This is a genomic window from Actinokineospora bangkokensis (assembly GCF_001940455.1).
In the GTDB taxonomy this organism is placed as follows: Bacteria; Actinomycetota; Actinomycetes; order Mycobacteriales; family Pseudonocardiaceae; genus Actinokineospora; species Actinokineospora bangkokensis.
On sequence record NZ_MKQR01000026.1, the window covers coordinates 666,997 to 689,169 of the forward strand.

Sequence of the window (22,173 nt, forward strand, 5' to 3'; positions counted from 1 at the left end):
GCGGTCCGCTGTGGATCATGTGATTGGTTGTCCACCACTCGATCGCACCGTTTACGCAGCTCAGCTTATTTCTAGTGATCAATTCACACAACAGCGTGACAAATGGGCGGTAATGACATAACAATCAGCGTGCGGGCGGCCACCCCCTGTAGGGCCGCCCGATCGAGGGCACTCGGGAAGGGCAACTCAATGGAGTCCACCGTTCGAGGAACCAGACGCGCGCTGCTCGTCGCCGCGACCGCCGCCGCCGCCGTGCTCGGCCTCGTGGTCACCCCGCAGGCGTTCGCGGGCGAGGCCGGGCCGACCAGCGGGACCACCGCCGTGGACGAGCAGGACACGACCGGCAACCACACCATGGGTTCGCAGATCCGCAAGCACGAACCCGCCCAGAAGGACCAGGAGCAGGCCCCGATCTCGGCCGCGGGCGCGGAGGCCTCGGTCGAGGGCATCGACGTGGCCAGCTACCAGGGCAACGTGGACTGGGCGGGCCAGTGGGGCGCGGGCAAGCGGTTCGCCTACGTCAAGGCGACCGAGGGCACCGGGTACACCAACCCGTACTTCGCCCAGCAGTACAACGGCTCGTACAACATCGGCATGATCCGCGGCGCCTACCACTTCGCGCTGCCGGGCAGCTCCTCCGGCGCGACGCAGGCGAACTACTTCGTCGACCACGGCGGCGGCTGGTCCCGCGACGGCAAGACCCTGCCGGGCGTGGCCGACCTGGAGTACAACCCCTACGGCGCCACCTGCTACGGGCTGTCGCAGGCGTCGATGGCGGCGTGGATCCGCGACTTCGCCAACACCTACCGCTCGCGCACCGGCCGCGACGCGGTGTTCTACACCAGCACGAGCTGGTGGTCGCAGTGCGTGGGCACCGCGCAGTCCTTCGGCAGCACCAACCCGCTGTGGGTCGCCCGGTACAGCTCCACCGTGGGCACGCTGCCCAGCGGCTGGGGCTACTACACGTTCTGGCAGTACAGCTCGACGCCGATCGACCAGGACCGCTTCAACGGCGCCATCGACCGGCTCCAGGTCCTCGCGACCGGCTGATCCCGTCCACCCGGGGGCGGCGGCCCACCGCCGCCCCCGGGCTCGGGTACGTTCCCGGCCCGTGAGCCTGGTGTTCCTGATCCCCGGCGGGGTGCTGGCGCTGGCGGGCGCCGTGCTGGGGCTGGCGGGGCTGCGCCGCCCGGACCGGGGCGCGCGGCGGTGGCTGGCGGTCACGGTGCTGGTCGCGACCGGGCTGATCGGCCTGGTCACCGGGTGGCTGCTCGCCCAGCCGGGCACCAAGCCGGACGAGGCGCTCAAGACCGGCGGCCTGGCCGGGGGCGCGCTGGTGGCGGTGTACGCGCTGTGGATCAACGACCGCAAGCGGCGCACCGACGAGCAGCGCCAAGACCTCGAATCGCGGCGCAGCGAGCACGACCGCGAGCGGGTGGCCGACGAGCGGTTCGCGCGCGCCGTCGAGCTGCTGGGCAACCCCGCCGGGCAGGTGCGGGTCGGCGCGCTGCACGTGCTCGCGGGCGTCGCGCGCAGCAGGCCGCAGGAGTACACCCAGACCGTGCTCGACGTCTGCTGCGCCTACCTGCGCTGGCCGTTCGAGCGCCCGGCCGACGGCGCCGAACCCGACCACGGCGAGCTCCAGGTGCGCCTGACGGCCCAGCGGGTGATCGCGGACCTGCTGCCGCGCACCAGCGACGAGACGCCGCAAACCCCGCGCTTCGACCTCAACCTCACCGGCGCCGACCTGGAGTACTTCGACATCTCGGACCGGGTGGTGGGGGAGCTGACGCTGCGCCACGCCCACCTGCACAACTCCAACTCGCTGCTGCGCGCGCACGTCCACGGCGACGCCTGGTTCACAGGTGCAACGAGTCACGGGATCCTGCACGCCAACGACGTCGTCTTCGAGCGCAAGGCCTGGTTCAGCGGTTTCACCGCGCACGGCCGCGTCCGGATGGCCCGCGTGCGCTACCTCGGGGAGACCAAGTTCGACGGATCGGTGTTCCCCGGCGCGGGGGAACGAGGTATGAATTCGTCCGGTTGACGAGGAACCGGGCGGCCCCGCGCATCGTCGACACCTGTCGAGCGGGGTCCACGCCCTGCCCGGACCCTGGGAGTTGCGGATGGCGTTCTACGGCGACCCGGACGAGCTCGACCGCCTGGCCGGGCAGATCGAGCAGCGGGCCGAGGAGGTCCGCAAGCACGGCAAGCAGATGGTCGACGCCGCGCAGGCGATGCGGTGGAAGTCCGAGGCCGCCGACCGCTGCCGGGAGACGGTGGCGGGCGACCGCAAGCGGCTGGACGAGATCGCGGACAAGTTCGACGCCGCCGCGGCCATCCTGCGCAAGCACGCGCAGACCGTGCGGGAGATGATCGCCGCGATCAAGCGGATCGGCGAGCAGGTCGTCTCCTGGTTCAACAGCGCCATCGACCGGTTCAACCGGGCCGTGGAGGGCTTCAAGCAGGCCGTGGCCGACATGGCCAGGGGCGTGGGCAACGCGCTGGGCTTCGGCGGCGAGCAGCCGACCCCGCCCCGGCCGCCGTGGGAGGGCTGGAAGTACCAGCCGGGCAACCTGCCCCCGTTCGGGGACAAGGAGTGGTTGCAGGTCGGGGACTTCATGCGCGCGCAGGGCGTCGCGTCCTGATGCCCGCCACCCAGCAGGCCCCCGCGGCGCACCGGCTGGTGCTCACCGCGGCCGAGTACGCGTTCCTGGTCGCCAAGACCGGCCTCGAACTGCCCCCGGACTGGGCGCCCGCCCCCGACATCGCCACCGGCGCCGAGGCGGGGTCCCTGGTGGCCAAGGGCGCGCTGCGCGGCTCCGGCGACATGGTCAGCGTGCACCCCTCGGTGGAGATGAACCTCCGCGTGCTGGCCGCGCCGGTGATCATGTTCGACACCACCGCCACCATCGGCGCGCGCGGGTCGCGCAGCCTGCACGCGTTCAACGGCGTGCTGGGCGCGTCGCTGTTCCTGCTGCCCGACGCGGGCGTGGAGCTGTCGCTGTTCGCCGCGGTGGAGCTGGGCCGCGAGCTGGTGCGCGCGGTGCCGGAGTGGTCGACGGCGGGCAGCATCGGCTCGCTGCTCGACGACCCCGAGGAGGCCGAACCGCTGGCGGGCACCCTGCCGCTGGCGGCGCTGCACGAGCTGGGCGTGGCCGAGCTGCTGCGCGACGCCGACCCCGGCGCCACCGACCACGTGCTGCGCGCGCTCGCCCTGCCCGCCGACGAGGAGGCCTTCGCGCTGGAGGTCGCCCGGCGCACCGACGGCGCGCTGCGCGTGCTGGGCACCGCCCTCATCGGCGGCGCGGCGCGGACGGTGCAGCTGACCTGGCTGCACAGCGACGCGGGCTGGGTCGGGATCAGCCCGGTGGGCGGTGAGCGGCGGCTCGTGCGGCTCGACCCGGTCGACCGCGACGACCTCGGGGTCTGGCTGGCCCCCTACATCAGCGAAGCGGTCGAGCAGGGGGAGCAGGGGCGATGACCGGACCGGGCGTGACCAACATCGACATCACCGGCGGCGCGGGCGGCACCGCGGCCACCTACAGCGACCTGGCCTCGATGGGCAAGCTCACCGACGAGGTCGCCGGGCAGACCCTGGGCATCGCGGTGACCGGGCACAAGTACCTGGCCGACCCGGACGTCCTCGCCTCCGGCATCCTCGACCCGGTGGGCCTGGCCCGGTTCGAGGGGGCGATGCTCGGCGCGCTCGACGGGCCGCAAGGCCTGACCGCCACCAGCGCGGGCATCGGGCTGCGCGGGCTGACCCTGCAGGCCACCAACTCCGCCTACCAGCTCACCGACGACCTCAGCGCCAAGGCGCTGGAGGCGAGCCGCTGGCTGGTGGGCGCGGGCCTGGTCGCGGCGGGCCCGGGGGCGGCGCTGGGCGCGGCGGGCGGGTCGGCGGCGATCATCGCCGCGGACGTCTACCTCAACTACGACGGCAACTGGGAGAAGTGGCTCGTCGAGCACCCCGGGGCGATCGACACCGTGCTCGGCACGACCCCGGGCGCGCTGAGCGCGCTGGGCTTCCCCAGCAGCCTGGCGTCGGTGACCGACCTGGTGTCGCGGGCCTACCCCGACGGCGAGCCGAAGCTGATCGACCAGGGCACCGACCTCAACGGGCGCACCACCGCGGCGCCGCAGAACCTCGGCGACCTCATCGACGCCCTGGACTACCGCAACAACGAGAACTCCGCGACCCCCGGCCAGGGCTCCAACCTCGACGTGCGCGCGGTCAAGGACGCCAACGGCACCATCACCGGCTACATCGTCGACATCCCCGGCACGAAGGTGTGGAACCTGCCGGGCCAGGACGGCGGCAACGCCAACGACTTCGGCACCAACATCGACGCCATGGCCGGCAACGAGACGGTGCTGCAGAAGGGCATCGAGCAGGCGCTGCGCGACGCCCGGGTGCCCGCCGACGCGCCGGTGATGCTGGTCGGCCACTCCCAGGGCGGGATCGTGGCCGCCCGCGCGGCCACCGACTTCGTCAACAACGGCACCTACAACGTCACGCACGTGGTGACCGCGGGCTCCCCGATCGGCAACATCCCCATCCCCGGGAACGTGCAGGTGCTGTCCCTGGAGAACAGCGGCGACATCGTGCCCCACCTCGACGCCCGCGACAACCCGACCCCGCCCAACCACACCACGGTCACCTTCGACAACCAGACCGGTACCGTGGGCGGCAACCACGCCATCAGCGGCCCCGGCGGCGCGGACGCCAACTACGAGGCCGCGGCCCGGCAGCTCGACAGCGGCGACGACCGGTCCATCCGGGCCTACGTCGACAGCCTGGGCAACTTCATCGGGGGGTCGTCCGTGGACAGCCACCAGTACAAGATCGAGCGCCAGTAGTGCGCAAGCGCGCGGCGTCGGTGCTCGCGGGCCTGCTGCTGGCGGCGGGCTGCGCCGAGGCGAAGCAGGTGGAGCCCCCGGCGGACTTCACCGACGCCGTGCGCGCGCTGCTCGACGGGGCCACCTTCGGCGCCCGCACCTGCGGGGTGGTGTTCGACCGGGACCCGGACGCGAACGTCTACGCCTGGGCCGACGCCACCGTCCCCGCCGCCTCCCTCGACGCGCTGCGCGCCAAGGCCATCTCCGCCGGGTGGCAGCCGGTGCGCACCGACCGGTACGCCCTCGCCCTCAGCGGCCGGGACAGCAGGCGGCTCGCGGCGACGGTCCAGGGCGACCGGGCCGAGGTCAGGGTGGAGTCCGTGCGGTGCAGCGCGGTGCCCACCGACAAGCTCCCCGACGAGGCCTTCCACGAGATCGAGCTGACCGGCGCGCAGCGCGCCGCGCTCGACCCGGTGTTCCCCGCCACCCTCGCGCTGGCCCGCGGGTTCGGCGCGGCGGCCGGGGCGCAGCTGGACCCGGCGGTGTTCCCCGCGGCGGCCGCGCAGCCGCCCGCGTCGTGGCTGGCGCTGTGCCAGGACGGCCCCGCGTTCGGGGTGCGGCTGACCGCGTCGGTGAGCCAGGAGCTGCCCGCGTCCACCGACGTCGAGGCCGTGCACGCCGCGCTCGCCGCCACCCCCGGCGCGGGCTGGTCGGTGGACCCGCAGCTCACCGGGCAGCGGTCGTGGGTGACCGCCACCCGCGACCGGGTGAAGGTGTCGACCTTCCTCGACAAGCGGGCCGGGCACCCGGTCGAGTTCGAGCTGCGGGTCGAGGCGCCGGGGTGCCTGCCCCCCGCGTAAGCTGCGCGAACGTGCCCACGCTCGCCGAGTACCCGCAGATCGCCGCAGGCAAGGTCCGCCAGATCCACGCCGTCGACGACGACCACCTCCTGCTGGTGGCCTCGGACCGGATCTCCGCCTACGACTTCGTCCTGGAGTCGGAGATCCCGGACAAGGGCCGGGTCCTCACCGCGATGAGCGTGTTCTGGTTCGACCTGCTCGCCGACGTCGTCCCCAACCACCTGGTCGCCTGGGACGACCCGCGCATCCCCGACGAGGTGCGCGGCCGGGCGCTGCTGGTCGACCGGCTGGACATGCTGCCCGTGGAGGCCGTCGCCCGCGGCTACCTCGCCGGGTCGGGCACCGCCGACTACCAGCGCACCGGCTCGGTGTGCGGGATCGAGCTTCCGCCGGGGCTGGTCGAGGGCTCCCGGCTGCCGGAGCCGATCTTCACCCCCGCCACCAAGGCCGCCGTGGGCGAGCACGACGAGAACGTCAGCTACGACGCCGTCGTGGCCACCATCGGCGCCGAGCTGGCCGCGCAGGTGCGCGAGCTGACCCTGGCCGTGTACGCCAAGGCCGCCGCGCACGCGGAGACCCGCGGGGTGATCCTGGCCGACACCAAGTTCGAGTTCGGCCTGCGCGGGGGCCGCGTGGTGCTCGGCGACGAGGTGCTCACCCCGGACTCCTCCCGCTTCTGGCCGGTGGAGACCCACGACCCCGGCCGGCCCCAACCCTCGTTCGACAAGCAGTACGTGCGCGACTGGCTCACCTCCCCCGAGTCGGGCTGGGACCGCCGCGCGCAGACCCCGCCGCCCCCGCTGCCCGACGAGGTCGTGCGCGCCACCCGCGACCGGTACGTGCAGGCCTACGAGCAGATCACCGGCCTGTCCTTCGCGGACTGGACCGGCTGACCCGTTCGGCGGCCACCCGCTCGTGAGTTGGTGGAACCGCACCCTGCGGTCACCGTCCGCGCTACCTCGACGACACCCCGGTCCGGTGTCCTGGTACCCGTGACGGCACGACTGGTGGTCTCGCTCTCCGGTGTCGACCCCCGGAACCTGGAGCGCTGCGCGGACCTCGCCGACGACCTCGGCTCCCGCTCGGTGCCCCTCACGCTGCTGGTCGCCCCGCGCCTCGCGGGTGCGGCGACCGCCGACTGGGTCCGCGCCCGCCGCGCCGCGGGCGACCCGGTCCTCATGCACGGCTCCGACCACGTCCCCAACCCGCTCGCCCTGCGCCTGGGCAGGCGGGCGGAGTTCGCCGCCCTCACCGCGCACGAGGCCGGGCTGCGGCTGACCGCCGCCTCCGCCGCCATGGACCGGGCCGGGCTGGTCGCCGACGGCTTCGCCGGGCACCGGTGGCTGGTGTCGGCGGGCAGCCGGGCGGCGCTCGCCGCGCGCGGCTTCCGGCTCTGCGCCGACCAGCTCGGGGTGGACGACCTGCACACCGGGGTGCGGCACCGGGCCAGGGTGGTGGGCCTGCGGGGGCGCGAGCGCACCGAGGCGCTGCGCTGCTTCGCGCTGGTGCTGGCGGCGGCCCGGGTCACGCGGCGCGGGGGGACGCTGCGGTTGGCGGTGGACGCCGCGGAGCTGGAGCGGGCCGGGCAGCGGGCGGCCGTGGTGGACGCGGTGGACGCGGCGCTGGACGGCGGGGCGGTGGGGGTGACGTACCTGGGGTTGGTGGGTGCGTCGGTGCCCGCGCCGCGGGCGCGGGTGGTGTCGGCGCTGCCGGATCGCGTTCGCGGGTGACGTTGCGGGGGGGCTTGGGCGGCTTGGGTGGGTGGCCCGGTTGGGGGGTCCGCTCGGCTTCGGCGGGGGTTCGGGGGCTTGGGTGGTGGGCCCGGTTGGGTGGATCCGCTCGGTCGGGGGCCCTACGGCGATCATGTGCTGCGGGCGGGGAAAAGGCGGGCTGAAAGGACGCCCGCCCGTCCCGTTGGGTAGCACATGATCGCCTCCCCCGACCAAGCGAATCCACCCAACCGGGCAGAACCCGGTGCCCGGGCTCGGCTTCGTGGGGTGGTCGCCTTCAATCAGCGGTGGTGGTGGAAATGCCGATCCCCGAGCACTGGGTGCTCGGGGATCGGGGGACTCGCTGGGGGGTGGGTCAGAAGGTGAGGGTCCAGGAGTCGATGTAGCCGGTGTCGGAGCGGAAGGCGTCTCGGGCTCGGAGCTTCCAGGTGCCGGTGGCGGGTTTGGTGGAGGCGTTGACGGTGTAGGTGGTGGAGAGGTTGGGGGTGCTGTCGCCGCTGTTGGCGGACTTGAGGGGGAAGGCGGTGCCGTCGGGGGCGAGGAGGTCGAGGACGAGGTCGCCGCGGTAGGTGTGGACGATGGTGACGGCGACCTTGAGGGTGGCGGGGGCGTTGCCGGTGAGGCCGGTGGTGGTGATGGGGCTGGTGACGGCGGCGCCCGCGTCGGGGATGGGGACGTCGGTGGGGTTGGTGAAGGAGGGGCCGGGGGTGGTGGGGGTGCTCACGGCCTCCTTGGCGTCCACGCGGCCCTCGCCGAAGAAGTTGTTCTTGGCCGTGGTGCCGGTGCAGCGGGTGTCGGTGCAGGGCAGGTCGTCGGCCTGGGACTGGAGGCGGGCGCGCAGCTGGGCGGGGGTGGCCGCCGGGTCGACGCTGGCCAGCAGGGCGGCGACGCCCGCGACGTGCGGGGAGGCCATGGAGGTGCCGGACAGCGAGCCGTAGCGGCCGCCGGGCAGGGTCGAGTAGACCGCGTCGCCGGGGGCGGCGACGACGACCTTGTCGGTGCCGTAGTTGGAGAACGACGACTTGGTGTTGCTGGAGGTGATCGAGGAGACCGGCAGCACCGCGGGCAGCTCGTTCGGCACCGCCAGGCACGAGGTGGTGATCGTGCGGGTGACCGGGGTGGAGTCGTCCGGGCTGGTGGTGTCGGTGGTCTTGTTGGCCAGGTTGTAGTTCTCGTTGCCCGCCGCGGCCACGTTCAGCACGCCCTTGCCCTCGGCGTAGGCGGTGGCCCGCTTGACGCCCTCCAGGATCGCGGCCTGGTCGAGGTCGGTCGGGCAGTTGAACAGCCACGGGTCGGTGTAGTAGCTGTTGTTCGTCACCTTCATGCCCTGGTCGGCGGAGAAGACGAACGCGCAGATGGTGTTCTCCGGGTAGAACAGCTGCGTGTCCCGCTCCGCCACGCGCACCGAGGCGATCTTGACCGTGGGCGCCACGCCCACCATGCCCTTGCCGTTGCGCGCGGCCGCGATCGTGCCCGCCACGTGCGTGCCGTGCTCGCCCACCGGCCGCCACGCGCCCGGGCGGGTGTCGAGCTTGCCGTAGGCGCAGGAGGCCGAGCGGGCGGCGTCGAAGTTCGCCTTGAGGTCGTAGTGCTGGTCGTCGACCCCGGTGTCGAGCACCCCGACGGTGATCGACGGCGAACCGGTGTTGACCGACCACGCCTGGTCGGCGCCGATCTGGGCCATGTCCGCGCGGGTGGTCTCGGTGGCGGTCGGGGTCACCTGGGTGGGGCTCGCCGGGATCGGCGGGTTGGCCGCGTCCGCCGGCACGTCCACGGTGCGGGTCGCCCCGACCTGCTGGATGCCGGACACCGCCCGCACCCGGGCTGCGAAGTCGGCCGCCGACGAGTGCGCCACGACCACGCCGATGGCGCCGTAGGTGGCGTAGACCGCGCCGCCGTTGGCCGTCACCGCCGACTCGGCGGCCGCGGTGCTGCCCGGGGCGGTGATGACCAGGTACGAGCGCAGGCCCGCGGCGGCGGCCGAAGCCGCCGCCGGGGTGGCGACCGCGGGGACCGCGGTCGTGGTGAGCAGGCCGACTCCCACCGCGAGCGCGGTGGCCGCGCGGCGGAGCCGGGGGTGGGAACGCAGGGGCACGCTGTCCTCCGGACGGTTCGGGGGGCAGGGGTGCCCCGGTCGTCACCACCATCAGACGGCACGGGGGCCCGCACGGGACGCGTGACGGCCCGGTTGACCGGCAAATACGCCCAGCCGGAGGATCAGAGCTCGGTGGTGTCGCGCTGCGTCAGCACCTTGACCTCGGCCCCCGCAGGCGCCAGCTCGGCGAAGCGGGCGTAGGACATGCCGATGCCCGCCGCGCTGAGCGTGCACTCGTGCACCGGCACCGCGACCCGGGGCGCCACCGCGCGCAGGAACTCCACCGCGTCACCGAGCCGCAGCCAGGGCGCGCCGGTGGGCAGCGCGAGCACGTCCACGTCCTGCTCGGGCACGAAGAAGGCGTCCCCGGGGTGGTAGAACGCGCCGCCGTCGACGACGAACCCCACGTTGGGCGGCACCGGCAGCTCGGGGTGGATCTCGGCGTGCTGGCCGTTGACCGCGGCCAGCTTGACCCCCGCGACCTCCAGCGACTCGCCCGGGTGCGCCGCGCGGGCGCTCAACCCGGCCGCGGCGACCTCCTGGGCGCTGAACGGGTCGGTGACCAGCTCGGCGTGCGGGTTGTCCCGCAGCAGCTGGGCGAGCCTGCCGGTGTCGAGGTGGTCGGGGTGGGCGTGGGTGACCAGCACGGCGTCCAGGTCGCGCAGGTCCTCGAACCCGTGGGAGAAGGCGCCGGGGTCGAACAGCAGCCGGGCGGAATCGGTCTCGATGAGCACGCACGCGTGCCCGAAGTGGGTGGCCCTCACCCGGCCAAGGGTATCGCCACCAGCGGCTGGGCGTGGGTAGCGTGGGGCCATGACGAGCGCGCAGTCGACGAGGACAACCTTCGAGTCGCTCAACCCGGCCACGGACGAGGTGGTGGGCACGCACCCGGTGCACACCGCCGAGGAGGTGGGCGCCGCCGTCGCCCGCGCCCGCGCCGCCGCCGCCTGGTGGGCCGACCTGGGCTTCGACGGCCGCGCCGAGCGCCTGCAGCGGTGGAAGGGCATCATCACCCGGCGCGCCGAGCAGCTGGCCGACGTGGTGCGCGCCGAGACCGGCAAGCCGCACGGCGACGCCATGCTGGAGATCATCCTCGCCATCGACCACACCGCGTGGGCGGCCAAGCACGCGCGCAAGGTGCTCGGCCCCCAGCGGCGCAGCCCCGGGCTGCTGCTGGCCAACCAGGCCGCGTCGGTGGAGTACCAGCCGCTCGGGGTCATCGGCGTCATCGGCCCGTGGAACTACCCGGTGTTCACCCCGATGGGCTCGATCGCCTACGCCCTGGCCGCGGGCAACGCCGTGGTGTTCAAGCCCAGCGAGCACACCCCGGGCGTGGGCGAGTGGCTGGTGCGCTCGTTCGCCGACGCGGTGCCCGAGCAGCCGGTGCTCCAGCTGCTCACCGGCTACGGCGAGACCGGCGCCGCGCTGTGCCGCGCCGGGGTCGACAAGCTCGCCTTCACCGGCTCCCCCGCCACCGGCAAGAAGATCATGGCCGCGTGCGCCGAGACGCTCACCCCGGTGCTCATCGAGGCGGGCGGCAAGGACGCCATGCTGGTCGACGCCGACGCCGACGTCGAGGCCGCCGCGGACGGCGCGGTCTGGGGCGGGATGTCCAACGCGGGCCAGACCTGCACCGGCATCGAGCGCGTCTACGTCCACGAGCGCGTCTACGACGCCTTCCTCGCCGCCGTGGTCGACAAGGCCTCCCGCGTGCGCCCCGGCGCCGACGCCACCGCCGCCATCGGCCCCATCACCATGCCCGGCCAGCTCGACATCATCCGCCGCCACATCACCGACGCCCTCGCCGCGGGCGGCAAGGCCCTCGTCGGCGGCGCCGACGCGGTCGGGGACCGCTACGTCCAGCCCACCGTCCTGGTCGAGGTCCCCGAGGACTCCCCCGCCGTCCGCGAGGAGACCTTCGGCCCCACCCTCACCATCTGCAAGGTCCGCGACATGGACGAGGCCCTGGCCAAGGCCAACGACTCCAAGTACGGCCTCGGCGGCGCCGTCTTCGCCCGCGCCCGCGCCGTCGAACTCGCCCGCAAGCTCCGCTCCGGCATGACCTCCATCAACTCGGTCATCAGCTTCGCGGGCGTCCCCTCCCTGCCCTTCGGCGGCGTCGGCGACTCCGGCTTCGGCCGCATCCACGGCCCCGAGGGCCTGCGCGAGTTCGGCCGCGCCAAGGCCATCACCCGCCAGCGCTTCAAGGCCCCCCTCACCCTCACCACCTTCGCCCGCACCGCCAAGGTCGACGCCCAGGTGGCCAAGCTGATCACCCTCCTGCACGGCAAGCGCCGCTAGCCCCACAGATCCCCCCAGCCGCAACGGGTGGAGCCCGGCCACCAGACCGGGCTCCACCCCGCACGCTCCCACAGGCGTCCCCCGGGCAAGGGGACCCCTGTTTTCAACGCTACCGGTGCAGGGCAACGAAACCCCAGCCCGCGCACAACGCCTGTGGACAGCTCAGTCCCCTGTGGACAACCCCGCCCAGCCACAACCCCGCGCGAACGCAAGGGTCCCCCGGGCAAGGGGACCCCTGTTTTCAACGTTACTGGCGCAGGGCAACGAAACTCGACCCGTGCGCAAGTTCTGTGGACAACCCAGCGGGCTGTGGACAACCCCGGAACCCAAGCCCAACCGCGCTTTCGCTTTGCCCACAACGCAACCACGCACGCCGCAGGGGCCCCGGCCAAACAGGACCACCGCATCGAGCCAGCCCACAAACGACCGGAGATTCTCAGGGCCTTCCGGGCGACAGCACGGAAGGCCCTGCCGAACGCCTCAGCCGAACAGCGCGGGCAGGGTGCCCTCCCACGCCGCGCTCAGCTCGTCGAGCGGGATCTCACCGACGTCCTGGATCTCCAGCGCGCCCGATTCCGGGTCCACCACACCCGTGCGCCGGACCGGCAGCCCGCGCGTCTTGCACATCTCGGTGAACCGCAGCTCCTCCGACCGCGGCACGGCCACCAGCACGCGGCCCGCCGACTCGCTGAACAGCTGGACGAACGGGTCCTGGTCCGGGTCGAGGAAGACGCGGGCGCCGGTCTGGCCGATGAGGCAGGTCTCCACGAGGGTCTGGGCGAGACCGCCGTCGGACAGGTCGTGGGCGGCGCTGACCATGCCGTCGCGGCTGCCCGCGAGCAGGATCTCGGCCAGCAGCTTCTCCCGGGCCAGGTCGACCCGCGGCGGGGTGCCGCCGAGGTGGCCGTGGACCTCGTGGGCCCACTCGGAGCCGCCGAACTCGTCGCGGGTGTCGCCGAGCAGGAGCAGGGTCTCGCCCGCCTCGGCGCCGATGCCGGTGGGGATGCGCCTGCGCACGTCGTCGATGACGCCGAGGACGCCGACGACGGGGGTGGGGTGGATGGCGGTGCTGCCGGTCTGGTTGTAGAAGCTGACGTTGCCGCCGGTGACCGGGATGCCCAGCTCCTTGCAGCCCTCGGCGAGGCCGCGCACGGCCTGCTCGAACTGCCACATCACGCCCGGGTCCTCCGGCGAGCCGAAGTTGAGGCAGTTGGTGACCGCCAGCGGGGTGGCGCCGGAGACGGCGACGTTGCGGTAGGCCTCGGCCAGGGCGAGCTGGGTGCCGGTGTAGGGGTCCAGCTTGACGAAGCGGGCGTTGCAGTCGGTGGCCAGGGCCACGCCGCGGCCGGTGCGCTCGTCGACGCGGATCATGCCGGAGTCCGACGGCTGGGCCAGGACGGTGCCGCCGCGCACGTACCGGTCGTACTGCTCGGTGACCCAGCGCCGGGACGCCAGGTTCGGCGAGGCCGCCATGCGCAGCACCAGCGCGCGCAGCTCGTCCGGCGCGGACGGGCGGGCGAGCGTGTCCGGGGTGTCCGCGACCAGGGCGTCCTGGTGCTGCGGGCGGGCGATGGGGCGCTCGTACATCGGGCCCTCGTGCGCCACCGTGCGCGGCGGGACGTCCACGACGGTCTCACCGTGCCAGGTGATGACCAGGCGGTCGCCGTCGGTGACCTCCCCGATCTCGGTGGCGATCACGTCCCACTTCGCGCACACCCGCATGAAGGCGTCCACGTCGGCGGGCTCCACCACCGCGCACATGCGCTCCTGCGACTCGCTGGAGAGCACCTCGGCGGGGGTCATGCCGGTCGCGCGCAGCGGCACCCGGTCCAGCTCCACGCGCATGCCGCCGTCACCGGCGCTGGCCAGCTCGGAGGTCGCGCAGGACAGGCCCGCGCCGCCGAGGTCCTGGATGCCGACCACGATGCCCTCGCGGAACAGCTCCAGGCAGCACTCGATGAGCACCTTCTCGGTGAACGGGTCGCCCACCTGCACCGCGGGCAGCTTCTTGCGCCCGGTGCCGCCCTCGTCGCCGGAGAAGGTCTCGCTGGCCAGCACGGACACCCCGCCGATGCCGTCGAGGCCGGTGCGGGCGCCGAACAGGATCACCTTGTTGCCGGTGCCGCTGGCGTGCGCCAGGTGCAGGTCCTCGGTGCGCATCGCGCCGACGCACAGCGCGTTCACCAGCGGGTTGCCCTGGTAGGACGGGTCGAACACGACCTCGCCGCCGATGTTGGGCAGGCCGAGGCAGTTGCCGTAGCCGCCGACGCCCGCGACGATCCCGGGCAGCACGCGCCGGGTGTCGGGGTGGTCGGGGGCGCCGAAGCGCAGCGGGTCCATCACCGCCAGCGGGCGCGCGCCCATGGCCATGATGTCGCGCACGATGCCGCCGACGCCGGTCGCCGCGCCCTGGTAGGGCTCGACGTAGGACGGGTGGTTGTGCGACTCCAGCTTGAACGTGACCGCCCAGCCGTCACCGATGTCGACCACGCCCGCGTTCTCGCCGATGCCCGCGAGCATCTTGGCCTTCATCTCCGGCGTGGTGTTGGCCGACCAGTGCTTCCAGTGCACCTTGGACGACTTGTAGGAGCAGTGCTCGCTCCACATCACCGAGTACATCGCCAGTTCGGCGTCGGTGGGGCGGCGGCCGAGGATCTCCCGGATGCGGGCGTACTCGTCGTCCTTGAGGCCCAGCTCGCGGTAGGGCTGCTCGTGGTCGGGGGTGGCCTTGGCGTTGTCGACCGTGTCCGTCATGCCCGCACCGCCGCGTCGAGGATGGACAGGAACAGGCCCAGGCCGTCGTCGGAGGGGCCGGTGAGCGCGTCGATGGCGTGCTCGGGGTGCGGCATCAGGCCGACCACGCGGCCGGTGGCGTCGGTGATGCCCGCGATGTCGTTGACCGAGCCGTTGGGGTTGGCGCCCGCGTAGCGGAACACCACGCGCCCCTCGCCCTCCAGCTCGTCGATGGTGGCGGGCAGCGCGGTGTAGCGGCCGTCCATGTTCTTGACCGGGATGATGACCTCGGCGCCCGCGTCGAACCGGGTGGTCCAGGCGGTGGCGTTGTTCTCCACCTTGAGCCACTGGTCCTTGCACACGAAGTGCAGGCCCGCGTTGCGCAGCAGCGCGCCGGGCAGCAGCCCGGCCTCGCACAGCACCTGGAAGCCGTTGCAGATCCCCAGGACCGGCATCCCGCCCTTGGCCGCGGCGATGACCTCGTCCATCACCGGGGCGAACCGGGCGATGGCCCCGGCGCGCAGGTAGTCGCCGTAGGAGAACCCGCCGGGCAGCACCACCGCGTCCACGCCGCGCAGGTCGGCGTCGCCGTGCCACAGCGGCACGGCCTCGGCGCCCGCGGCGGTGATGGCGCGCAGCGTGTCGGAGTCGTCGAGCGTCCCGGGGAAGGTGACCGCGCCGATCCTCACGACCCCACCCGCCGCACCACGAAGTCCTCCACCACCGGGTTGGACAGGAACCCCTCGGCGATCCGCGCCAGCGTGGCGTCGTCGACCGAGTCGTCCACCTCCAGCTCGAAGTGCTTCCCCTGGCGGACGTCGGACACCCCGGCGAACCCCAGCCGCGGCAGCGCGCGCGCCACCGCCTGTCCCTGGGGGTCGAGGATCTCCGGCTTGGGCATGACGTCGACGACGACTCGGGCCACGGCAGGCTGCTCCTGATTTCGAGAAGGCCGGTACCGATGAAGAGTACCTGACCTGGGGGTTCACCCCGCCGCCCCGCACCACCAGCGGTGACGCGCACCACCCCACGACCGGGTGATCCCGGTGGACCACCCGCCCGCCGGGGGATAGAGTATTGCTCGTGCCCCAGCCGCTCCGGTTGGGGAAGTGAGCCCGGTTCCCCGTCCGGACGGTCGGCGGCCGGGCTTCGCGCTTTCCAGGGGCAGGCCGGTCTACACCCCGGTGAGGTCGACCTCCTCGACCACCACCGGCGCGATCCGGCGTCGCCAGTCCCCACCCGCCCCGTAGCACCACGCCACCGCGTCGGCGATCCACAGCAGTTCGTCCCAGCAGCTGTCCAAGTGCTCGAAGACGAACCCCTGATCGGGCGGGTAGCACGCGAGGACGCGGTGCAGGGTGGCCCGGTCGGCCTCGTCGCGGGTCTCCCGGCTGTCCAGCACGAGCCTGCCCGCACCGAGCTTCACCAGGTCGTGCCCCAACTGCTGCACGCACCGGCGGCGGGCACGCTCCTCCCCGCCCGAGCAGTGCGCCGTGTACACGCGGGCTTCGACGTCCGCCGCGCAGAGCGCGGCGATGACACCGCGCCTGCGCGAGGGCATCTCCTTCTTGAAGTGGACCTCGCGCTGGCCGGGGAGCAGCATGCCCCGCATGAGCTTGCGGGATTGCCGGAGCTTGCGGGCGTCGACGACGGCGACCGCGACGAGGTAGAGCTGGTTGCGCCGGGATTCGTCGGCGAAGGCGTGCACTGTCACGCGGGGGGCATCGGGTGTTTCAGGGGTTGATCTTGAGCCTTGGGGCGGGTGTTCGCCGGTGGCGAGAGCGGTGGCGGGTGGGGGTGCGGGTTGTCAGGGTTGGGGCATGCGACTTCTGGTGCTGGGTGGGACGCGGTTCCTGGGGTGGGCCGCGGCGGCGGAGGCGGTGCGGCGGGGGCACGAGGTGGTGTGCGCCGCGCGGGGGGTGGCGGGGGCGGTGCCGGAGGGGGCGCGGCTCGTGGTGGTGGACCGGGACCGGGAGGACGGGCTGGCGCCGCTGGTCGGGGAGCGGTTCGACGCCGTGGTGGACGTGGCGACGATCTCCCACCCCTGGGTGCGGCGGGCGCTCGACGCGCTGGGGGAGGGGGCGGGGCACTGGACGTTCATCTCCTCCATCTCCGCCTACGCCGACTTCTCCACCCCGCCGACCGGCACCGGCGACCGGGTGCTGGCGCCGCGGGCCGAGCACGGGGATCGGCCGCTGACCGACCCCGGGCTCTACGGCGCGGTGAAGGTGGCCAGCGAGGAGGCCGTGCGGGCGGCGGTCGGGGACCGGGCGTTCGTGGTGCGGGCCGGGTTGATCAGCGGGCCGGGGGACGAGCACGACCGGTTCGGGTACTGGGTGAACCGGTTCTCCCGGGGCGGGCGGGCCGTGGTGCCCGACGCCGACCACCTCATCCAGCACGTCGACGTCCGGGACCTGGCGGCGTGGGTGGTGACCGCCGCGGAGCAGGGCACCACGGGCACCTTCGACGGCGTCGGGCCCGCCGTGCCGCTGCTCGACCTGCTCGACGGCGTGCGGGAGGTCGCGGGCGGGGGCGCCGAGCCGGTGCTGGTGCCCGAGCAGGCGCTGGTCGACCTGGGGGTGCGGCCGTGGGCGGGGCCGCAGTCGCTGCCGTTGTGGCTGACCCCGCCGCACCGGTACATGGGCGCGCGCGACGCCGGGCCCGCGCTGGCCGCGGGGCTGGAGCCGCGGCCGCTGGCCGACACCGTGGCCGGGGCGATGGAGCGGGAGGTCGAGCTGGGGCTGGACCGGCAGCCGCGCGGCGCGGGGCTGACCCCCGACGAGGAGCGGGCGGTGCTCGCGGCGGTGGACGCCACCTGACCCACCGGCCCGCCCACTCCGGGTGGCGCGGGCTCGTTCGCCGCCGCGCCGGGTTCGCCGTGCGCGTGGAGGGCGGTCCCGGGCGGGGGCGAAGGGGCGCGACTCGGCCTGGCCCGGCGGCGCCGCAGGGGGCAGGATCGGGCTCACCGGAGCGAGGAGGCCGCGGTGGCGCAAGCGGAGTCGTTCGACTACGTCGTGGTGGGGGCGGGCAGCGCGGGGTGCGTGCTGGCCGCCCGGCTCAGCGAGGACCCGCAGCGCACCGTGCTGCTGCTGGAGGCGGGTGAGCCCGACGACGCCGACGCGGTGCACATCCCGGCCGCGTTCTCCTCGCTGTTCAAGACCCGGTGGGACTGGAACTACGAGACCGTCGAGCAGAAGCACATGGGCGGCCGGTCGGCGTACTGGCCGCGCGGCAAGGCGCTCGGCGGGTGCTCGTCGATGAACGCCATGATCTACATCCGGGGCAACCGCGCCGACTACGACACCTGGCGCGACGCGCACGGTGCGACCGGCTGGGGCTACGACGACGTGCTGCCCTACTTCGTCAAGGCCGAGGGCAACACCCGGTTGGCGGGCCCGCTGCACGGCACCGGCGGCCCGCTGCACGTGGAGGACCGGCGGTTCACCCACGAGCTGACGACCGCCTGGGTCGAGGCCGCCGTGGCCGCCGGGCACAAGCGCACCGACGACTTCAACGGCGCCACCCAGGAGGGCGTGGGCCTCTACCAGGTCACCTGCCGCAAGGGCCGCCGCTGGTCGACCGCCGACGCCTACCTGCGCCCGGCGGAGGGGCGCGCGAACCTCACGGTGCGCACGGGCGCGCTGAGCACCCGCGTCGTGCTCGACGGCACCCGCGCGGTCGGCGTCGAGTACCTGCGCGACGGGCAGACCCACGTCGTGCACGCCGACGGCGAGGTGCTGCTGGCCGGTGGCGCGATCAACTCCCCGCAGCTGCTCATGCTCTCCGGCATCGGCCCCGCCGAGCACCTGCGCGAAGTCGGCGTGGACGTGCGGGTGGGGCTGGCGGGCGTCGGGGACAACCTGCACGACCACCCCGCCGCGCCGGTGATCTGGACGACCAAGGGCACCACCGACCTGCAGGACGCGCTCACCCCGGCCCGGCTGCTCCAGTGGCAGGCGCTGGGGCGCGGGCCGCTGTCGTCCAACGTCGGCGAGGGCGGCGGGTTCCTGCGCACCCGCGACGGCCTCGACGCGCCGGACATGCAGTTCCACGTGGCGCCGACGATGTTCTTCGACAACGGGCTGCGCGAGTCGCCCGCGGCGGGCTTCACCTCCGCCACCACCCTGGTCGCCCCGCGCAGCCGCGGCACGCTGCGGCTGCGCTCGGCCGACCCGCGCTGGCGGCCGCTGATCGACCCCGCCTACTACGCCGACCCGGTCGACATGGAGGCCACCGTGGCGGGCATCCGGGTGCTGGAGGAGATCGGCAGGCAGGCCGCGCTCAGCCGGTTCCTGGCCGACCCGTACCTGCCCGACCGCAGGGGGCTGTCCGACGAGGAGCTGGCCGAGCACGTCCGCACCTGGACCCAGACCCTCTACCACCCGGTCGGCACCTGCGCGATGGGCTCGGGGGAGACCGCCGTGGTGGACCCGGCGCTGCGGGTGCGCGGGGTCGACGGGCTGCGCGTGGTGGACGCGTCGGTGTTCCCGGTGATCCCGCGCGGCAACACCAACGCGCCGACCATCATGCTCGCGGAGAAGGCCGCCGACCTCATCAAGCAGGGCTGACCGGGATCGAGCAGGGGTGACCGGGATCAAGCACGGGTGACCGGGATCAAGCAGGGCTGACCGGGGCCCACTCCCGCACCAGCACCGGCTCGCCCACCGCCAGCACCCCCGGCCGCAGCACCGCCAGCTTCGCGCCGAAGCTGACGCGGTTGTCGTGGTCGGGTTCGCGGCGGTAGGACGCCAGTGCCCGGATGGGCTCGGGCCCGCGGCGGGTGCCGGTCGCCTGGTCGACCATCGGCACCGCGCACCGCACGCAGCGCACCGCGAAGCCGAACCGCGCCGACCCGATGTCCAGCACGCGCACGTCGTCCTCGGTGTGCGGGTCCGGCCAGCCGGTGACCACGACGTTGGGCCGGAACCGGTCCATCGGCACCGGCTCGGCCCCCGCGCCCGCGATCCGGTCGTTGAGGTGGTCGAGGGAGGCGGTGGAGGTCAGGAGCACGGCGTGCGCGTCGGCGAAGCCCACCTTGCCGGGGTGCACGCCGAACCCGTCGCGGTCGTGGTCCGGGGGCACCCGCACCAGCCGCACGTCGGCGCCGAGCACCCCCGAGCACCAGGCCGCCACCTCGTCGCCCTGGTCGACCCCGGTGCCGAACCAGCGCCCGAACAGGCTCACCGGCCTGCGCGGGCCGTCCACGCGCACGACCAGCTCGTGCTCGTCGCCCCCGGCCCGCAGGCGCAGGCCACCGGGCACGGGCTCGGGCCGGACGGCGGCCATGGCGGGCAGGGTGCGCTGGCTGTGGAAGGACCCGTCCTCGGCGGAGACGACCATGAGCAGCCGGTCGCCCGGCAACCCGGTGCCACCGACCTCGGCGCGGTCGAGCGGCACCCCGGCGAAGCCCTTCACCGGGTACGTGATCAGCGCGGAAACCGTTGGCACCCCGCCACGGTAACGCTGCGTGCGACAATGGTGACCGGGGAACGCGGAGGGAGGCACCTGTGCGCGTCTGGTCGGCCCTGCTGGTCGTGCTGTCCGCGGCCGCGCTCACCACCACCCTCGCCGCCTGCACCAACGTCGTCGGCGGCACCCCCGCGGGCATCGCGGGCGCGGTCACGCCCCCCACCCCGCCCACGCCCACCACCCGCGCCGTCACCCTGCTGCCCAAGAAGCTCGGCGAGCAGGCGGGCATCCGCGACGACGCCCTCGGCCTGATGGTCTCCTTCAGCTTCGACAAGATCCAGGTCGACCCCCGGTGCACGGCCAAGGCCCGGGTGAAGCCGACCAACGGCCACTTCCTCGCCATCACCGTCACCGCCGAGACCGGCCCCAACTACGACGGCGCCACCCTCACCGACCTCAGCACCGCCGAGTTCAAGGTCCTCGGCCCCGACACCACCCAGGACACCGCCGTCCGCACCCCCGCGGCCGACAAGTGCTTCCCCGCCGCCCAGAAGCTGCCCGTCCTCGACGCACCGGGCGAGGTCTTCACCGGCAAGATCGTCCTCGACACCCGCTTCACCACCGGCACCATCGTCTTCCGCCCCGGCACCCTGGAGGGCAACGGCGGGTGGGCCTGGTCCTTCTGACCACCCCACCCCACCGCCAGCCCCACAATCCCCGGAATCCTTGACCTCGAAGGGTCAGAGGATCGCGGCAGGCACGTACCCCGCGGCCTCCGGGAAGCGGGACAGCACCTCCTCCACCCTGCCCACCACCCGCGCCACCTGCGTCCCCGCGGTCCCGGTGAACGGCAGCCGGTCCGCCAGCAGCACGTCGAGCGCGGCCCGGTCCAGCGGCAGCCGGGGGTCGGCGGCCAGCCGGTCCAGCAGGTCGTTGTCGGCCAGCCCGCGCTCGCGCATCGCCAGGGCGACTGCGACCGCGTGCTCCTTGATGGCCTCGTGCGCGGTCTCCCGGCCGATGCCCGCCTGCACCGCCGCCATCAGGACCTTGGTGGTGGCCAGGAAGGGCAGGTAGCGGTCCAGCTCCCTGGCGATGACGGCCGGGTAGGCGCCGAACTCGTCGAGGACGGTGAGCAGGGTCTCCAGCAGGCCGTCGATGGTGAAGAAGGCGTCCGGGAGGGCGACCCGGCGCACGACCGAGCAGGAGACGTCGCCCTCGTTCCACTGGTCGCCGGACAGCTCGCCCGCCATGGAGGCGTGGCCGCGCAGGATCACGGCGAAGCCGCTGATGCGCTCGCAGGAGCGGGTGTTCATCTTGTGCGGCATGGCCGAGGAGCCCACCTGGCCGGGCTTGAAGCCCTCGGTGACCAGCTCCTGGCCCGCCATCAGGCGGATGGTCTTGGCCAGGCTCGCGGGGGCGGCGGCCAGCTGCACCAGCGCGGTGACGACCTCGTAGTCCAGCGACCGCGGGTAGACCTGGCCGACGCTGGTGAGGGTGGTGGCGAAGCCGAGGTGGTCGGCGACGGTGCGCTCCAGGGCGGCGAGCTTGTCCTCGTCGCCGCCGAGCAGGTCGAGCATGTCCTGGGCGGTGCCGACCGGGCCCTTGACCCCGCGCAGCGGGTAGCGGGCGATCAGCTCGTCGAGGCGGGCGAAGGCCACCAGCAGCTCGTCGGCGGTGGTGGCGAAGCGCTTGCCCAGGGTGGTGGCCTGCGCGGCGACGTTGTGCGAGCGGCCCGCCATGACCAGGTCGGCGTGCTCGGTGGCCAGCCGGGCGAGCCGGGCCAGGACGGCGGCGACGCGGGCGCGCACCAGCTCCAGCGAGCGCTTGACCTGGAGCTGCTCGACGTTCTCGGTGAGGTCGCGGGAGGTCATGCCCTTGTGCACGTGCTCGTGGCCCGCGAGCGCGTTGAACTCCTCGATGCGCGCCTTGACGTCGTGGCGGGTGACCCGCTCGCGCTCGGCGATCGAGGCCAGGTCCACGGTGGGCAGCGCGGCCCGGTAGTCCTCGACCGCGCCCGCGGGCACGTCGATGCCGAGGTCGGCCTGGGCGGTGAGCACGGCGAGCCACAGCTCCCGCTCCATCCGCACCTTCTCCTCGGGCGACCACAGGGTCGCCATCTCGGTCGAGGCGTAGCGCTCGGCGAGGACGTTGGGGATGCTGGGCTTCTGCGGCGCGGTCACGTCCGCGCAGCTTAGGCGGGTCG

Annotated in this window: 20 protein-coding genes; 12 read left to right on the top strand and 8 right to left on the bottom strand. The window is 73.7% G+C overall.

The window, feature by feature from the left end:
- The first annotated feature begins 189 nt into the window (after window positions 1-189).
- The 8 genes from BJP25_RS25835 to BJP25_RS25870 all read left to right on the top strand — a co-directional run bounded on the left by BJP25_RS25835 (window position 190) and on the right by BJP25_RS25870 (window position 7,432).
- Window positions 190-1,050: a lysozyme gene (locus tag BJP25_RS25835; protein WP_075977548.1), complete on the top strand. Its 861-nt coding sequence runs from the start codon at window positions 190-192 to the stop codon at window positions 1,048-1,050.
- A 61-nt stretch (window positions 1,051-1,111) separates the two neighbouring features.
- Window positions 1,112-2,047: a pentapeptide repeat-containing protein gene (locus BJP25_RS25840; RefSeq protein WP_075977549.1), complete on the top strand. Its 936-nt coding sequence runs from the start codon at window positions 1,112-1,114 to the stop codon at window positions 2,045-2,047.
- Between the two features lie 79 nt (window positions 2,048-2,126).
- Window positions 2,127-2,648: a WXG100 family type VII secretion target gene (locus BJP25_RS25845; protein WP_075977550.1), complete on the top strand. Its 522-nt coding sequence runs from the start codon at window positions 2,127-2,129 to the stop codon at window positions 2,646-2,648.
- Entirely contained in the window at window positions 2,648-3,484 is an 837-nt protein-coding gene (locus BJP25_RS25850) for a hypothetical protein (protein WP_075977551.1), read from the top strand. Before BJP25_RS25845 ends, BJP25_RS25850 begins: the two co-directional genes overlap by 1 nt.
- A complete protein-coding gene (locus tag BJP25_RS25855) occupies window positions 3,481-4,863 on the top strand; it encodes a lipase family protein (protein ID WP_075977552.1) in 1,383 nt (460 codons plus the stop codon). The genes BJP25_RS25850 and BJP25_RS25855 overlap by 4 nt, the downstream gene beginning before the upstream one ends.
- Entirely contained in the window at window positions 4,863-5,702 is an 840-nt protein-coding gene (locus BJP25_RS25860; RefSeq protein ID WP_075977553.1) for a hypothetical protein, read from the top strand. Before BJP25_RS25855 ends, BJP25_RS25860 begins: the two co-directional genes overlap by 1 nt.
- Before the next feature lie 11 nt (window positions 5,703-5,713).
- The gene (locus BJP25_RS25865) at window positions 5,714-6,595 is read left to right on the top strand and encodes a phosphoribosylaminoimidazolesuccinocarboxamide synthase (protein ID WP_075977554.1); all 882 of its coding nucleotides are present in this window, start codon (window positions 5,714-5,716) and stop codon (window positions 6,593-6,595) included.
- Between the two features lie 99 nt (window positions 6,596-6,694).
- Window positions 6,695-7,432, top strand: a complete 738-nt coding sequence (locus BJP25_RS25870) for a DUF2334 domain-containing protein (protein ID WP_143219299.1) — start codon at window positions 6,695-6,697, stop codon at window positions 7,430-7,432.
- Window positions 7,433-7,787: 355 nt separating this feature from the next.
- Here the strand turns inward: BJP25_RS25870 and BJP25_RS25875 are convergent, their stop codons facing one another.
- Both BJP25_RS25875 and BJP25_RS25880 read right to left on the bottom strand, forming a co-directional pair.
- Entirely contained in the window at window positions 7,788-9,527 is a 1,740-nt protein-coding gene (locus BJP25_RS25875) for a S8 family peptidase (RefSeq protein ID WP_075977555.1), read from the bottom strand.
- Between the two features lie 122 nt (window positions 9,528-9,649).
- Entirely contained in the window at window positions 9,650-10,291 is a 642-nt protein-coding gene (locus BJP25_RS25880; protein ID WP_075977556.1) for an MBL fold metallo-hydrolase, read from the bottom strand.
- 49 nt (window positions 10,292-10,340) lie between these two features.
- Here BJP25_RS25880 and BJP25_RS25885 point away from each other — a divergent pair, with 49 nt between their 5' ends.
- A complete protein-coding gene (locus tag BJP25_RS25885) occupies window positions 10,341-11,828 on the top strand; it encodes an aldehyde dehydrogenase family protein (RefSeq protein WP_075977557.1) in 1,488 nt (495 codons plus the stop codon).
- A 480-nt stretch (window positions 11,829-12,308) separates the two neighbouring features.
- Here BJP25_RS25885 and purL read toward each other — a convergent pair whose 3' ends face one another.
- The 4 genes from purL to BJP25_RS25905 all read right to left on the bottom strand — a co-directional run bounded on the left by purL (window position 12,309) and on the right by BJP25_RS25905 (window position 16,275).
- On the bottom strand, window positions 12,309-14,582 hold the full coding sequence (purL, locus tag BJP25_RS25890; RefSeq protein ID WP_075977558.1) for a phosphoribosylformylglycinamidine synthase subunit PurL: 2,274 nt from the start codon (window positions 14,580-14,582) through the stop codon (window positions 12,309-12,311).
- Entirely contained in the window at window positions 14,579-15,250 is a 672-nt protein-coding gene (gene purQ, locus BJP25_RS25895) for a phosphoribosylformylglycinamidine synthase subunit PurQ (protein WP_075977559.1), read from the bottom strand. The genes purL and purQ overlap by 4 nt, the downstream gene beginning before the upstream one ends.
- Entirely contained in the window at window positions 15,247-15,486 is a 240-nt protein-coding gene (gene purS, locus BJP25_RS25900; RefSeq protein WP_075977560.1) for a phosphoribosylformylglycinamidine synthase subunit PurS, read from the bottom strand. Before purS ends, purQ begins: the two co-directional genes overlap by 4 nt.
- Window positions 15,487-15,735: 249 nt before the next feature.
- Window positions 15,736-16,275: a hypothetical protein gene (locus BJP25_RS25905; protein WP_075977561.1), complete on the bottom strand. Its 540-nt coding sequence runs from the start codon at window positions 16,273-16,275 to the stop codon at window positions 15,736-15,738.
- Window positions 16,276-16,381: 106 nt separating this feature from the next.
- Here BJP25_RS25905 and BJP25_RS25910 point away from each other — a divergent pair, with 106 nt between their 5' ends.
- Window positions 16,382-17,380 carry an NAD-dependent epimerase/dehydratase family protein gene (locus BJP25_RS25910; protein ID WP_075977562.1) on the top strand — a complete coding sequence of 333 codons (999 nt, stop codon included), beginning with the start codon at window positions 16,382-16,384 and terminating at the stop codon, window positions 17,378-17,380.
- Between the two features lie 165 nt (window positions 17,381-17,545).
- Window positions 17,546-19,129 (top strand): GMC family oxidoreductase, encoded by a 1,584-nt coding sequence (locus BJP25_RS25915; protein ID WP_075977563.1) that lies wholly within the window; start codon window positions 17,546-17,548, stop codon window positions 19,127-19,129.
- Window positions 19,130-19,175: 46 nt separating this feature from the next.
- Here BJP25_RS25915 and BJP25_RS25920 read toward each other — a convergent pair whose 3' ends face one another.
- Complete coding sequence (locus BJP25_RS25920) at window positions 19,176-20,009, bottom strand: MOSC domain-containing protein (protein WP_075977564.1); 834 nt, start codon at window positions 20,007-20,009, stop codon at window positions 19,176-19,178.
- Window positions 20,010-20,068: 59 nt separating this feature from the next.
- On the opposite strand from BJP25_RS25920, the gene BJP25_RS25925 reads away from it, so the two are divergent.
- Complete coding sequence (locus BJP25_RS25925) at window positions 20,069-20,656, top strand: hypothetical protein (protein ID WP_075977565.1); 588 nt, start codon at window positions 20,069-20,071, stop codon at window positions 20,654-20,656.
- Window positions 20,657-20,710: 54 nt separating this feature from the next.
- Here the strand turns inward: BJP25_RS25925 and purB are convergent, their stop codons facing one another.
- Window positions 20,711-22,150: an adenylosuccinate lyase gene (purB, locus tag BJP25_RS25930; RefSeq protein ID WP_075977566.1), complete on the bottom strand. Its 1,440-nt coding sequence runs from the start codon at window positions 22,148-22,150 to the stop codon at window positions 20,711-20,713.
- Window positions 22,151-22,173 lie beyond the last annotated feature (23 nt).